Here is a 15094-nt window from a genome sequence, read left to right on the forward strand (position 1 = left end):
GCATTTTCGGGTTTTCATTTTGCTATTTGAAATGATCGGCATGTTTATCAATGAGATTAAAGCCCCTTAATATGCCGATTATTTTTAAATTTTTCACGGGCGAATGGTAATTCGGCGACAGTTGCAATGCTTTCCAAAAGCGGCGATAGGCCTCTTTGTAATTCTTCATATGAAGAAAAGCTTCCCCGAGATAATTTTCCTCGATATGATCCCGATCGGTGATTTGCTGAAAATGGTGGACGGCGTGTTTGTAATTCTTTTCCACCAATCCCTTCATCCCCTCAAAAAAGTGGCGATCCCTTTCCGTTTTCACAAGAGGAATGGCTTCATAGAAAAGAAGAAATCCTTCTCTCCGCATCCATCTCCTTGCCAAAGCGAGCCCCGCAATCAACTTGGCTTTCAATAGCCGCTTTTCTCCTTTTATTCCCTGTACCTCCGGAAGACTGATCAAGTCTTCTTCCTTGATATTGATGCGGATGTGTCCGGCCAGTTCATCATAGCTTCTTTGCTTCGTCAGATTCGATTGATGCCTTCTGTAAATATACAATGGTTCCGGAACATGGAAAGAGCGCCATTTTCCTTTTGCCACTTTCAAAACAAAATCCGTATCGGAACCGACTTTGATGGTTTCATTAAAGTGGATTCCTTCCACCGCTTCCCTTCTGAACAGGATGCTTCCGTTATTGAACGGAGTGCCTACATTCAGGAAAAAAGAATAGATATCATCCGGGGAAATATTCCCGGCTTGCCAATAGCTAAAAGGAATATCGTGATCCGTAATCAGCAGCATATCGGAATGGACATACCCGATGTTTTCGCAGCAAAATTCCGCCAACAGCCTTTCAAAACGATGGGGCAAAGATAAATCGTCCGCTCCGTGAAAGGTAATAAAGTCTCCATTTGCCAGTTTCAACCCTTCGTTAAAGGCGGCGGCAACACCCTTGTTTTCCTCAAACTTTACATACCGGATCCGCTCATCGCCAAATGACAATATTACTTCTTCGCTATTGTCCGTCGAGCCGTCGTTGACAACAATCAATTCGATATCCTTCTCTGTTTGATTCAAAATGCTTTCAATCGAATCTTTTAAATAATCGCCGGCATTGAAGACCGGCAAAATCACGCTGATCATCCATTCACCTCTTCATGATGGACTTTTTAGATTATTGAATCGATCTGGTAGAAAAATTCAGGATACGCCGCGCCATCCCCCAAAACCCTGATTGAATTGATATGATGTTGATTTTTTCCTTCCAGCAAAAGAGCCAATTTATATAAATCCGGATAATACGGATGTTCATCCATCAGTGCTTTTAATTTTCTCTTGGCCTCCTCTTTTCTCTGCAGCCTCATCAATGTCAGGACGGCCCATTTGCCATAAACGGCTTGCTCCTTTGCTTCGCTTGTTTCCTGCAACTCTAAAAATTCATCCAAAGCTTTATCAAACTCCTTCAATAAAAATGACTGATAGCCTTTAAGGTTGTAAAGCGCAAGGCCATTTGCAGGATGCACGGGGCAGTAACAAGTTTCAACAAGGCCATTGTCGATCTTTTTCCGCACGGCAGCCGTTTCCCATCTGGCAATCACAGGGACTTTATCGATTTCGTATATCACCGGCACCTTGACCAAATCGGATTTGGTTGCAAGAAGAAACTTTTCGAATCTCACATAATCTTCCGGATGCAGACAATGTTCCCGCCGTATCCGAATATCCCAGTCGGTTAATAGGTTCCTTGGCTGTACCTGGTACAATGCAATATCGCTATAATAATCCAAAATTTCTTTCATAATGGCAATCCAATTATATCTACCGGCAGTTTCCAGACCGTTCCTGATTAATCTTTCTTTTAAATCCGGATTCGAAAGAAGTTCTGATATTTTTTCCGCCATGTCCTGCGGGTCCCTCATGCGGCAAATCATTGCATTTTCAAGGTGTACCGCGTATTCCAAAACGCCTTCATTGTCCGTTGTCACAACCGGGCAACCGCATGCCATCGCTTCAAGGGGAGGCAGGGAGAAACTTTCGTAAGTGGAGCCGCTGACGTATAAAGCCGCTCCCCGATAGAGAGAGGCGATTGTTTCTTGCGAAGGGCTGATAAAACATTTGGTTGCTCTTTGTTTCATTTTCTCCGACGGGGTTTCGGGCGTAATCCAATATAAATCAAGTTCAAATTCCTTTTTCAGCATGTCATAAGCATCCAAGATGTAGGAAAGCCCTTTAAACGCCGTGCTTTCCCTTCCAATCATCAATAAATATGGACGATCTCCCGTCACTTTTGGCCCTTCAGGGTTAAAAACCGTTTCGTCAATCGCATTCGGATAGACTTTCGCTTCTCTGCCATACAATTTTTCAATCAGTTCTGCCGCCGGACGGGAAACCGTGTAAATAAACGGCGGTATCTGATATTGAATATGAATATAGTTTTTGAGTGTTTGATTCATCTTGCCGTAGTCAAATAAGTGGAAATCGCCCTGCTCAAAATAAACGACCGGCGCGATGCCCGTTTCGATGCAGGCCTGAATATGGTCCCAATAGGTGGCCACAATCAAGTCGCAATCGGGAATTCCTTTTGCCAACTCCAAACCGAAGGGAACTTGAACATAATCGGCTTCAATCGGAAACCATGACGGCTTCATATAATGGGCGACGATTGTCACCTTTGCACCCAGCTGTTTCAGTCTGTTGGCGTGTTCAAATATAATTTTGACCCCGCCTGAAATGCCGACATGGGTCATGACATACACAATATGAAGCCTCTCCTTTTCCTTCCCGCCTCTTGCGACTTCTTGTTTATAAGCCCGAAAAATCCGGGCCAACCGGTGTTGAAATTCTATAGTCCTCAATTTTTGAATCACATTTTCACCCTCGTGCCTTCATTTATTCCAAAGTATTTTATGTCAATTTAACATTTTAGTGATTGCCATTTGCGTTTTTTCCAAAAAACGGCCAAACCCGGTTGTTCCGGGTTTGGCCGGAATTTATTCACCATTGGAACAGAAACGCAATCAGCAAAATAAGGATGAGGGGACCGAAAATGATCAGGTATCCGACCGGATTGGCAAAATTGATCGTCCACCCTACGCCAAACCGTTTCTCCACGAAAATCGACGGATCATTCTTATTAAAATAAAACAACCCCGCTTTCCAATACTTGTCATCACTTGCATCCATCAATCCCTCTTCCATCGATTCAGACGGATATTTATCAGATCGTCCCACTATTACCATCAAAATTGCCGTTCCCGCCAAAATCAAAAACATGACGCCAAAAGGAATCAACGCTTTCAGCAAAGAATAATTGAACAAATCCGGATGGATGGTCGTCAATTGAAAATAAGAAAACAACATTGTGATTAACAGCACCGTATAGAATGAAAACCAGCTTGTCGATTTCCTTAAGGCCAGTTGGCGATTTTTCGAAGCGGACAAATTGGTCGCGCTTAATTTTATTCCCGAAAATTTCATTCCCAACTGTATTCCCAGGAACATCAATTGGAGCAGAAGCAAAAACAGAAGCATTTGTATTGCCGTAAATGGCGTCTTTTCGGTAAACGCATCCGGTTCTCCGCTGAGGCCCCAATGAGTGGGGATTTGCTGCGGCAACAAATCATATTGATAAATGGTGTAGCCCATCAATCCGGCAGTGACAATCATCGGCAACAGATAGATATACCATGGGGGCAAAGAATCCTCCGAATGGACGGTCAAATCGGCAGCCGCCACCTGCTTTAATTGCTGCGCCCACTTTTCCGCTCTTTTATATTGCTTCATTTTCCCACGGTAATAATAAAATAAAGCAAGACTAATGAAAATAATGATGAACTCGATGATTGTGCCGATGAAAATGACGGCTTCATCAGATGGCTGTTTGAAGGCGGCCCACGCACTGTAAATCAAAATCATGAAAAATGAAACCGCAATCGTCAACATTGTATATTGTTTCTTGTAGGCTCGGATCCGTTCATCCTGAATATGTTGTTCCGGAACCGACACGCCGAAGACGACCGTTCTTTTCACAAAATAAGGCATCACTGACTGGATGGTTGACAAGAAAAGCAAAATGATCAGCGAAATCATAAAAGCCATTGCAGTCCCTCCTTCAGGTTTTTTTTATTTCGTTGACAATTTCTTCGACCAAATTCAATATTTCGTCCTTCGTCATCCCCAACACCATTCCTTCCGCGATTTGCGGCTTCAGCATGTTATAAATCCTGTTATACGAACTTTGCTCTATATGGGAGTGCCCTTTGATCACGGCTCCGGATTTGGGGACAATTTCGATAATCCCTTTCTTCTCAAGCTCATGATAACTTTTATTGACCGTGTGCATATTGATTCCCAAATCAGCCGCCAATGTCCGGACGGACGGGAGCGCATCCCCCGGATGTATAGCGCCTTTCGCAATGCCTTCAATAATTTGATTTGTCAGTTGCATATAAATTGGAACTTCCGATTCCGGCTCAATTCGGATTATCATTCCATCACCCCAATCTGTTCTATATTTATTATAACAAATTTGTTATATATTTTATAGAACAAAAGCACAAAAGAATTGCTTTAAATAATGAATTTTATTTATCTATTTGCTAATATCTAATATTGACAGCAATGTGCCTTTTGCTTTTTATGCAGGATTTCTTCACCGATTATCCGGCAAATGAAATTTTCATGTTAAAAGCCCGATTTTATGAAACAAGGAATATTTAAAAAGCAATGTTTACGTAATTGAAAATTTTTATATTTTCGCTTTAAAAACAATTGCTGATTAAGAAATAATTATGTATAATCTATTTCATTGCTTGATACTATTTTCAATTAAGGGGGTCATAATGAATTGGGTAAAGCATTGATTATCGGTGCTGGCGGTGTAGGTAGCGTTGTAGCGCACAAATGTGTACAAAATTCAGACGTGTTCGAGGAAATCATGATTGCCAGCCGTACAAAGGCGAAATGCGACGCTTTGAAAGAGAAGCTCGACGGCGGCAAAACGATTATCCACACTGCGCAAGTTGATGCGGACAACGTGGACGAACTCGTCGAATTAATCAATAGTTTCAAACCGGATGTAGTCATCAACGTTGCATTACCTTATCAAGATTTGACAATCATGGAAGCTTGTTTAGCTACAGGTGTTCATTACTTAGATACCGCTAACTATGAACCACCTGAAACAGCTAAATTTGAATATAAATGGCAATGGGCTTATAAAGAAAAATTTGAAAAAGCCGGTATCACGGCCGTATTGGGCTGCGGTTTCGACCCTGGAGTTACAGGCGTATTCACGGCTTATGCATTAAAACATCATTTCGATGAAATTCATTATATTGATATCTTGGACTGCAATGCCGGCGATCACGGATTGCCGTTTGCGACTAACTTTAACCCGGAAATCAACATTCGCGAAATTACATCCAACGGCCGATATTGGAAAGAAGGGAAATGGATCGAAACAAAACCTCTTGAATATAAGAGAGAATATAACTTCCCTGAAGTAGGTCCGAAAGATATTTACCTTCTTTACCATGAAGAATTGGAATCTTTGGCGAAAAACGTAAAAGGACTTAAACAAATCCGCTTCTGGATGACATTCTCCGAAAAATATCTGACTCACTTGCGGGTTCTTCAAAATGTCGGAATGACATCCATTGAGCCAATCGAATTCGAAGGGAAGAAAATCGTTCCTCTTCAATTCTTAAAAGCGGTTTTACCGGATCCAGGTTCACTTGGACCAAGAACAAAAGGCAAGACAAATATCGGTTGCATTTTCCGCGGCATAAAAGACGGAAAAGAAAAAACTTACTATCTATATAACGTTTGCGATCATGAAGAATGCTATCGCGAAGTGGGCAGCCAGGCGGTTTCTTATACAACAGGCGTTCCTGCGATGATCGGGGCAAGCCTCATTATCAAAGGAATTTGGAGAAGACCGGGGGTTTGGAACGTAGAAGAATTCGATCCGGATCCATTCATGGAAGAATTGAACAAATGGGGCCTTCCATGGAAAGAAAGCTTCGATCCAGAATTGCTTGATTTAGACCTTGAAAATAGTGAGGTAAAATAATGAAAGCAATCGACTGGAAAAGTGTACCATCTCCAAGTTATGTTGTTGATGAACGTTTATTAAAACGGAATCTGGAGATATTGGATTCCGTCCAACAGCGTACAGGCTGCGATATATTGCTTGCGCTAAAAGGTTTTTCCATGTTTTCCACATTTCCTTTAGTGAGCAAATATTTGAAGGGGGTTACGGCAAGTTCCCTTTTTGAAGCCCGCTTAGGATACGAGGAATTTGGAAAAGAAGTGCATGCCTACTCACCAGCCTACGCTGAACATGAAATCGATGAATATTTGAAATATATCGACCATATCGTATTCAACTCTTTCAATCAATTAAATAAATATAAACAAAAGATTCAACAACTGGACAAGCACGTTTCCATCGGTTTGAGAGTGAACCCTGGTTATTCCGAAGTGGAAACGGCACTTTATGACCCTTGTGCATTGAATTCCCGTTTAGGAATTCCTTTCGATCAATTCCGTCCGGATGAATTGGACGGCGTTGAGGGTCTTCACTTCCATGCGATGTGTGAACAAAATTCCGACGTGCTTGAACGGATCCTTCCTCATTTTGAAGAAAAGTATGGCAAGTACTTGCATCAAATGAAATGGGTCAACTTCGGCGGCGGACATCATATTACCCGCCCGGATTATGACATCGACAAACTGGTCGATCTCATCAACTATATTAAAAATAAATATGATGTCCAAGTCATTCTCGAACCAGGTGAAGCCATTGCTCTCAATACAGGCTACCTTGTGGCAACCGTGCTGGATATTGTCAAAAACGGGATGGAGATCGCCATTCTCGACACTTCCGCCACATGTCATATGCCGGATGTACTTGAGATGCCTTATCGTCCGCAAATTATCGGGGCAAGTACCCCTAATGATAAACCTTACACATACCGTCTCGGTGGAATGACATGCCTTGCTGGAGATGTGATCGGCGACTATTCTTTCGATGAACCGCTAAAACCTGGGGACAAAATTGTATTTACAGACATGGCCCATTACACAATGGTGAAAAACCATATGTTCAATGGTGTCAACTTGCCAAGCATCTGTTTATACAACGATGAAGAAGGAATTAAAGTCGTAAGACAATTTAAATACGAAGATTATCGCAATCGCTTATCTTAAACAGTCAAAGCGCCAATTCGGACCGGTTTCCGATTGGCGCTTTTTTATAGAAAAATCTATGAAACTTTAAAACCCCGGTGACCTGTGCATCCAAAAAGATGCACCTCACCGGGGTTTACCGCTTACTAACCACCATTATCGTTGCATAAACAGTTTCGGCTACAAGCCGGGCCGAAAGATTGTTTAGACTCCCTCCTTTGCAATAGAGTGAGCGTTTACTTTTCGACCAACTCCTTTGCGATTAAGTTAAGATTAATATATCACAAAGATTCATTATTGTAAATATTCTGAATAATCGAAAATAAAATCGGTATGAAATGCCTATACTTTTACAGAAAAATACTTTTTTACATGATTGCATATTTGGCGATTTTCCGTTATGATGACCTAGATGAAAGAGGTGGAAATGTGAAAGCGATTTATGACAAAAATAAGCAGGTGCAATATTTGAAAGAACGCCTGGAGATTTTCCTTGAAGTTTTGGAAGCGATTGATGAAGAAACTGCCGATCTTGAAGACATTGATCGCCTCATCCAAATGATAGACGATATTGAAGAGAAATTGGAGCAGTTTAAACATCGGTATGAAGAAGAATAAAGGTTGTTTACATAATCAGTGAAGGGTTTTCCTTCACTGATTTTTTTGTATGTGCGGATTTAATTTCCTTTTTTTATTTCAAGATTACATGTCCCCCCTTCCCCTCTCTTCCCCTGCATATCCCCCGTTTATTTAATAAATTATTTTTTTTCGTTAATTAAATATTTCTATTGATGATTTTACCGGCAACATATTGTCAATGCTCAATTTCGCATGTTAACATTCCAATAATCCCAATTGTAATAGTAGGTTATAAAATGATTTGGATTGGAGGAGATTAGATGAGTCAGGCAGTTACAAATAAAATTAAAAAGTCCATTACCGAGTTGGTCGGTCGGACCCCATTATTGCAACTTGTCAATTATGAAAAACAAAACCAATTGGAAGCGGAACTCATCGTAAAACTAGAATATTTTAACCCTGTCAACAGTGTAAAAGATCGCATTGCCAAATCCATGATTGAAGATGCAGAAGCAAAGGGTTTGTTAAAAAAGGGCGATACCATTGTGGAAACAACGAGCGGAAATACCGGCATCGGCGTTGCTGCCATTGCAGCTGCCAAAGGTTATAAATTCCGCGTCTACATCCAGGACAATGTCAGCATTGAACGGACGAAAGTCATACGTGCCTTTGGCGGTGAAGTCATCCCATTCTCGGAAGTCCCTGCCCTTGCAAAAGCAATGGAAGAAACTGACGGCGATTTTGTAGAAGCAATCAATGTATTAAAAAATGAAGTCCTTTCAAAAGAAGAAAACATTCTGTTTTTAAATCAGCTGGAAAATGAAGCGAATCCAAGAATCCATAAAGAAACGACAGGTCCTGAAATATGGGAGGATACGGATGGGCAAATCGATATTTTTGTTGCAGCCGTTGGTACGGGGGGAACCATTAGCGGTGTTGGGGAATTCTTGAAAAATAAAAATCCGAATATTCAAATTGTTGCAGTGGAACCCGGTTTGAATTCCATTGCAACCCCTGAAAATCCGGATATTCCTGAAATCACAGGTGTACACCGGTTCTCGGATGTTGAAGAAAAAAGAGTTCCTGCCAACGTAAACAAAAATGTCATCGATGAATTCATTTCTGTCGAAACATACGAAGCAAATGAAGCGGCACGGGCAGTGGCCAAATCTGATGGAATTCTTGTCGGTACTTCTTCAGGTGCTGCCATTTGGGCTGCCACGCAATTGGCCAAACGACCTGAAAACAAAGGAAAACGCATCATTGCAGTCCTTCCTGACACGGGCTTGCGTTACTTATCCACCGATTTATTTGAATAATTGTTTATTAGAATTACAAATTTTAGTAAAGGAGTTTTGAACTTGAGGAAAAATTGGTATTTCATTTTAGTTTCGGTTCTGACTTTAATCATTTTGGCAGCATGCAGCAACGGAGAAGCATCAAACGGGAATGAAAACGCGAAGAATGACCCATCAAAAAAAGAAGTGACAGTATTAAAAGTTGGCGCTTCTTCAGTTCCCCATGCGGAAATATTGGAACACTTGGCACCGGATCTGGAGAAGGAAGGCATTAAACTCCAAATAGAAGTGTTCAATGATGGTGTCCGAACAAACCAGGCAACAGCGGAAGGCCAATTGGATTTCAACTATTTTCAGCATACCCCATATTTGAATCAAGCCATTAAACAATCCGGTTTGGAGCTGGTTAGTGTTGGCGGTGTGCATATTGAACCTTTCGGAGTGTATTCCAAAAAATATAAAAGCATTGATGAATTGCCTCAAGGGGCAAAAGTGGCCATCCCTCAGGACGTGGTAAATTTTTCACGCGCATTGGAACTGTTCGCTTCTAACGGAATTATCGAACTTGATCCAAATAAAGAAGGCAATTACACCGTTGAAGACATTATAAAAAACGACAAAAAAATAGAATTTATCGGTGTTGATGGTCCATTGTTAAACCGCGCATTGGAAGATGTCGATGCTGCCGCAATTAATACGAACTACGCATTGGAAGGCGGCTTAAATCCAAAAGAAGACGCCCTTATTATTGAAGGGCCGGATTCGCCGTATGTCAATATTGTGGTGACAGCGAAAGGCCGGGAAAATGATGAAAACATAAAAACGGTTGTGAAATGGTTAACAAGTGAAAAAGCCCGGAAATATATTGAATCGAAATATGATGGGGCCGTTGTTCCGGCATTTTAAAGAAAGTGGGTGAATCATTTGATCGAGTTTATCGATACTTCCAAAGTATACCGTTCAGACGGAAAGGAAATTAAGGCATTGGATCAGATCAATTTAAAAATTAATAAAGGGGATATTTTCGGGGTCATCGGATTCAGCGGTGCCGGAAAAAGCACTTTACTTCGCACCGTGAATTTATTGGAAACCCCGACAAGCGGGAAAGTTCTGGTCGATGGTGTTGATTTAACAACCTATTCCGCCCAGGAATTGAGGGAGAAAAAGAAAGAAATCGGGATGATTTTCCAACATTTTAATCTCCTGAATTCCAAAACCGTATTTGAAAATGTTGCAATGCCCCTTCTGCTTAGCAAGGTGCCAAAAAATGAAATCCGGCAACGGGTAATGGAAGTTTTACGCTACATTGGACTTGAAGATCGTTCCAATGCTTATATCCATCAACTTTCCGGCGGTCAAAAGCAGCGGGTTGGGATAGCCAGAGCTCTGGTCACAAATCCAAAAATATTGTTATGCGATGAACCGACCTCTGCCCTCGATCCCCAAACAACAAAATCTATTTTAAATCTATTGAAAAAAGTGAATGTTGAATACAATATCACAATCTTGCTGATCACTCATGAAATGGAAGTCATCCGCGAGATTTGCAACAAAGTAGCGGTCATGGAAAATGGACGCGTTATTGAAACGGGAAATGTACTGGAAATCTTCTCAAATCCAAAGGAGAAAACAACGAAAAACTTTGTTCAATCCGTCGTGCGCGATGAAATTCCGGAATTCATTATAAAAATGCTTCAGGATGACAATCCTTCAAAACGCATTTTCAAACTGAAGTTTATCGGAGAAAATGTTGGTCAATCGATTGTCTCTGAAGTGGCAAAAAAATTCAAAGTGGATGTCAACGTATTATTTGGAAATATCATTGAATTGCAAGAGATCCCCTTCGGCAATTTAATTATCGAAATTAAGGGGGATCATCGTGAGTGCGAAAGAGCAATTCAATATATCCGTTTGAAAGATATCCAAATTGAAGAGGTGGCTGCAAATGGAAGTGAGTTACGAAATTATTCTCAACGCAATTTTGGAAACCTTATATATGGTTAGCATCAGCTTGTTCTTCGGCGCCATTTTAGGATTTGCTTTAGGCATTATCCTCGTAGTGACCAGAAAAGGACACATTTTAGAAAATAAATGGATATTTGGGATCATTAATCCCATCGTCAATATATTCCGTTCAATTCCTTTTATTATTTTGCTGGTCCTGCTGATCCCGTTGACCCGGCTCATTGTTGGCACAGCCATCGGAACGACTGCGGCAATTGTTCCTCTTGTTTTTCATATAGGTCCATATATTTCCAGATTAATTGAAAATTCATTATTGGAAGTTGATGATGGAATCATTGAAGCCGCAAAAGCCATGGGAGCAACTCCCTTTCAAATTATTCGCAAGTTTTTAATTCCGGAAGCTTTCCCTTCCCTCGTTTTAAGTGTAACAACAGCGACAATCGGGTTAATTGGAGCAACTGCGATGGCAGGAGCAGTTGGCGGAGGCGGCTTGGGCGATGTGGCCATCACCTATGGTTATCAGCGTTTTGACGAAATGACGACTTTGGTTACGGTAATCATCCTTGTCGTATTTGTACAAATCATCCAAATGATTGGCCATAAATTGGAACATCATTTTAGACGAGTTTCTTAATTGTTGAAGAGGTGTTTCGAATGAAAAAACTTAGTATTTTAATAGGTTTAATATTATTAATATTTGTATCGGCGGCATGCAATGAAAAAACGGATGCTGAAAACAATCATGTAAAAGTTGGAATTCGCAGTTCAGAGATTAAAACTTGGGAATTCATAAAAGAAAAAGCGAAAGAGGAAGGCATTGACCTTGAATTAGTCACTTTTTCCGCACAAGTGGACCCGAATCAGGCGCTGGCGGACGGGGATATTGACATCAACGCTTTCCAACACGTTGCATATTTGGATACTTTTAATACCCAAAATCATACAGATATTCAACCAATCGGAACAACGATTATTGCGCCGATCGGATTGTATTCCAATAAATTTGATTCCATAGATGATATTAAAGCAGGATCCAAAATCGCCGTACCAAATGATCCGTCCAACTGGGGCCGGGCTCTCATGCTTCTCCAGGAATATGGACTGATCACCTTGACGGATGATTTCGACGGCAGGGGCGGAGTCGACAAAATTAAAGAGAATCCGAAAAACTTGGAAATTATCCCTGTTGATGGTGCAACAACCCCGCGTGTGATGGAAGATACGGATTTTGCCATCATCAACAACGGAATAGCCCTTGAAGCCGGTTTATATTTGAGCGATGCAATCATCCATGAAAGTGAAACGGCAAAACCGTTTATCAATGTAATCGCTGCGAGAAATGAAGATAAAGATCATCCATTGTATAAAAAAATCGTTGAAATTTACCAGAGTGAAGAAGTATCCCAATTTATTAAGAAAAACTATAAAGGCAACTTCATCCCTGTTCAATTATCCCTGGAAGAATTGGCAACCTGGAAAGAAGCTTATTCTTCAAAAAAATAATATTTTAGGAGGAACGTCGAATGGTAAAAAAACGTGAAATGAAACTTTCGTTGTATTTAATCGGCGCCGGCATGCATGTGGCTGCATGGCGCCATCCGGAAGCGCAGGCCAATGCCAGCATTGATATCAAAGCCCTGCAAAAATCAGCTCAAATCGCGGAGAAAGGAAAATTTGATATCGTCTTCATTGCGGATAGTCTGGCCATAAACCATGAATCCCACCCGCATATATTAAACCGCTTTGACCCTATTATTCAAATAACAGCCCTCGCTGCTGCCACTGAAAAAATCGGTCTTGGAGCAACCGCTTCGACGACTTATAGCCAGCCTTACCGATTGGCAAGACAATTGCTTTCCGTTGATCATATCAGCGGTGGCCGGGTTGCATGGAATCTAGTGACAACTTCTGATGCCACCGGCCAAACAGCTTTGAACTTTAGCCGTGAAAAACATGTGGAACATGACAAACGCTATGAAATCGCAGAAGAATTTGCCGACGTCATTTTAGGTTTATGGGATTCCTGGGAAGACGATGCCTTTATATACGATAAAGAAAACGGCATTTTCTACGACCAATCAAAAGTGCATGAAATCAATTACAAAGGTCAGTATTTCCAAGTAAAAGGTCCGTTAAATATCGCCCGCTCCCCTCAAGGATATCCTGTCATTGTTGTTGCCGGTTCTTCAAAACCCGGCCAGAAATTAGCAGCCCGTGTGGCAAATGCGGTTTTTGTCCATTGGGATAATATCGAAAGAGCAAAGGAACATTATAGAACATTGAAAGCCCAGTTGGCTCAACATAACCGTTCCGAGGATGAGCTCATTGTGTTCCATGGAATCTCCCCGATCGTTGCCGACACGGAAGAAGAAGCCGTTCGCCGATACAATGAATTGCAGGAATTGGTCGATCCTTATGAAGCGTTGAAATTTGTTTCAGGATATATGGGAAATGTGGATTTTTCAAAGTATTCACTGGATACGCCGGCCATTGAAGTCGAATTCCCTCCTGTAAACAGCATTCAAAGTAATTTCAATGAACTTTATGAAATTATTAAACGGGAAAATTTGAAAGTGGGAGAATTATACACCCGGCTCTTTAATGCGGCGAAGAAGGATGCATTTGTTGGGACACCTGAAAAAGTCGCGGATGAAATGGAACGTTGGTTTAATGAAAAAGCCTGCGACGGATTTATGCTGCAATTCCCATTGCTTCCCCGCGATTTGGAAGCTTTTGTCGAAAAAGTTGTACCGATTTTACAAGAGCGTGGGTTATTCAGAAAAGACTACACCGGTTCCACATTGCGGGAACATTTAGGTTTGCAAATACCTGAAAATCAATTTGCAAAATCAAAGGTGGCTTCATCATGACAGATATTTTTATTCGCAATGAACGTGAACAACAATTAGTGGATTATGCAAAAAAATTGGCTTCGGAAATTGGTAAAACCTCCGCTTATTACGACAAAACCGGCGAATTTCCTTTTGAACATTTTAAAATTTTACAGGATGCGGGCTATCTTAAATTAACGATTCCTAAAAAGTATGGTGGAGATGAAATTTCCCTTTATGAAATGTTGCTTGTCCAGGAACAGCTTGCCAAAGGGGATGCCTCCACCGCTTTGGGGGTCGGCTGGAACTTGTTAACATTCCTGAACGTCCGGGAAACGAAATCTTGGCCGGAATCCGTCTTCGCTGAATTGTGCCGTAAAACAGTGGAAGAAGGTTCATTATTAAACATCATTAATACGGAACGGGGAAAAGGAAATCTTTCCCGAGGCGCTACTCCAGGTACGATTGCCAAAAAGGTGCCTGGAGGATATATCATTTCAGGTGAAAAATCTTATGCTTCCCTGGCTCCTATATTAAAACAGTTTATGACCATCGCTTATTTGGAAGATGAAGGCATTACCGCTGAATTTTTAATTACGGTCAATGATCGGGTGGAAATTAAGGAAACTTGGGATTATTTAGGAATGCGGGCTACAGGGAGTCATGACATCATCTTTCATGATGTGTTCGTACCGGAAGAAGCGCTGCTTTATCGTCAAAAACCGAATGAAACCAACCGTTTTCTTGCTCATGGCCGCGTTTATTCTTTGGAAATCCCTGCCGTTTATTTAGGGATAGCCGGTGCCGCAAGGGACTATGCTTATGAATTCGCCAAAAACACATACTCCCACAGTTTGGGAAACACCATTAACCACGCTGCCCATGTCCAACAAAATGCGGGAGAAATCGAAGTGCTATATCATTCTTCAAGAAGAATTTTATACAGCCTTGCCGCACAAGTCGAATACGAACCGGAGAAGCGGGACTTGCTTGCCAATGAAGTGAATATTGCCAAATATTTAATTTGCAATAATGCTATTGAAATTGTTTCAAAAGCGATGAAAATCGTTGGCGGCAGAAGTTTATCGAAAACGAATCCGTTGGAACGGCTTTTCCGGGATGTTCAATGCGGATCCTATAACCCTCCGTTGGATGACGTGGTGATTTCACAACTGTCAAAAGCGGTTTTATTTGATGTGAAACAAGAGGTCTTTCAACTATAACGAAACAGACGCCTTCAT

14 protein-coding genes are annotated in these 15094 nt (G+C 41.3%); 10 read left to right on the forward strand and 4 right to left on the reverse strand.

Annotated features, from left to right (window positions below):
- Positions 1 to 22: 22 nt before the first annotated feature.
- The 4 genes from FKZ59_RS05860 to FKZ59_RS05875 form a co-directional block, all read right to left on the reverse strand.
- Complete coding sequence (locus FKZ59_RS05860; protein ID WP_141601823.1) at positions 23 to 1132, reverse strand: glycosyltransferase; 1110 nt, start codon at positions 1130 to 1132, stop codon at positions 23 to 25.
- A 26-nt stretch (positions 1133 to 1158) separates the two neighbouring features.
- Positions 1159 to 2856 carry a glycosyltransferase family 4 protein gene (locus FKZ59_RS05865; RefSeq protein WP_141601824.1) on the reverse strand — a complete coding sequence of 566 codons (1698 nt, stop codon included), beginning with the start codon at positions 2854 to 2856 and terminating at the stop codon, positions 1159 to 1161.
- Between the two features lie 127 nt (positions 2857 to 2983).
- Positions 2984 to 4087 carry a DUF1648 domain-containing protein gene (locus FKZ59_RS05870; RefSeq protein WP_141601825.1) on the reverse strand — a complete coding sequence of 368 codons (1104 nt, stop codon included), beginning with the start codon at positions 4085 to 4087 and terminating at the stop codon, positions 2984 to 2986.
- 13 nt (positions 4088 to 4100) lie between these two features.
- Complete coding sequence (locus FKZ59_RS05875; protein ID WP_141601826.1) at positions 4101 to 4478, reverse strand: GntR family transcriptional regulator; 378 nt, start codon at positions 4476 to 4478, stop codon at positions 4101 to 4103.
- A 357-nt stretch (positions 4479 to 4835) separates the two neighbouring features.
- Between FKZ59_RS05875 and FKZ59_RS05880 the strand changes: the two genes are divergently transcribed.
- From FKZ59_RS05880 to FKZ59_RS05925, 10 genes are all read left to right on the forward strand, one after another.
- Positions 4836 to 6062 carry a saccharopine dehydrogenase family protein gene (locus FKZ59_RS05880; protein ID WP_141601827.1) on the forward strand — a complete coding sequence of 409 codons (1227 nt, stop codon included), beginning with the start codon at positions 4836 to 4838 and terminating at the stop codon, positions 6060 to 6062.
- Complete coding sequence (nspC, locus tag FKZ59_RS05885) at positions 6062 to 7201, forward strand: carboxynorspermidine decarboxylase (protein ID WP_141601828.1); 1140 nt, start codon at positions 6062 to 6064, stop codon at positions 7199 to 7201. Before FKZ59_RS05880 ends, nspC begins: the two co-directional genes overlap by 1 nt.
- Positions 7202 to 7609: 408 nt before the next feature.
- The gene (locus FKZ59_RS05890; protein WP_141601829.1) at positions 7610 to 7798 is read left to right on the forward strand and encodes an SE1561 family protein; all 189 of its coding nucleotides are present in this window, start codon (positions 7610 to 7612) and stop codon (positions 7796 to 7798) included.
- Between the two features lie 281 nt (positions 7799 to 8079).
- Positions 8080 to 9078, forward strand: coding sequence for a PLP-dependent cysteine synthase family protein (locus tag FKZ59_RS05895; protein ID WP_141601830.1), 999 nt, complete (start codon positions 8080 to 8082; stop codon positions 9076 to 9078).
- A 42-nt stretch (positions 9079 to 9120) separates the two neighbouring features.
- Positions 9121 to 9963, forward strand: coding sequence for a MetQ/NlpA family ABC transporter substrate-binding protein (locus FKZ59_RS05900; RefSeq protein ID WP_141601831.1), 843 nt, complete (start codon positions 9121 to 9123; stop codon positions 9961 to 9963).
- A gap of 18 nt (positions 9964 to 9981) precedes the next feature.
- Complete coding sequence (locus tag FKZ59_RS05905) at positions 9982 to 11061, forward strand: methionine ABC transporter ATP-binding protein (protein ID WP_141601832.1); 1080 nt, start codon at positions 9982 to 9984, stop codon at positions 11059 to 11061.
- Positions 11003 to 11656: a methionine ABC transporter permease gene (locus FKZ59_RS05910; RefSeq protein WP_141601833.1), complete on the forward strand. Its 654-nt coding sequence runs from the start codon at positions 11003 to 11005 to the stop codon at positions 11654 to 11656. Before FKZ59_RS05905 ends, FKZ59_RS05910 begins: the two co-directional genes overlap by 59 nt.
- 20 nt (positions 11657 to 11676) lie before the next feature.
- Positions 11677 to 12525, forward strand: a complete 849-nt coding sequence (locus FKZ59_RS05915) for a MetQ/NlpA family ABC transporter substrate-binding protein (RefSeq protein WP_141601834.1) — start codon at positions 11677 to 11679, stop codon at positions 12523 to 12525.
- Positions 12526 to 12545: 20 nt separating this feature from the next.
- The gene (locus FKZ59_RS05920) at positions 12546 to 13892 is read left to right on the forward strand and encodes an LLM class flavin-dependent oxidoreductase (RefSeq protein ID WP_141601835.1); all 1347 of its coding nucleotides are present in this window, start codon (positions 12546 to 12548) and stop codon (positions 13890 to 13892) included.
- The gene (locus tag FKZ59_RS05925; protein WP_141601836.1) at positions 13889 to 15076 is read left to right on the forward strand and encodes an acyl-CoA dehydrogenase family protein; all 1188 of its coding nucleotides are present in this window, start codon (positions 13889 to 13891) and stop codon (positions 15074 to 15076) included. The genes FKZ59_RS05920 and FKZ59_RS05925 overlap by 4 nt, the downstream gene beginning before the upstream one ends.
- Positions 15077 to 15094 lie beyond the last annotated feature (18 nt).

Origin of the sequence: Ureibacillus terrenus (genome assembly GCF_006569205.1) — a bacterium.
Lineage (GTDB): Bacteria > Bacillota > Bacilli > Bacillales_A > Planococcaceae > Ureibacillus > Ureibacillus terrenus.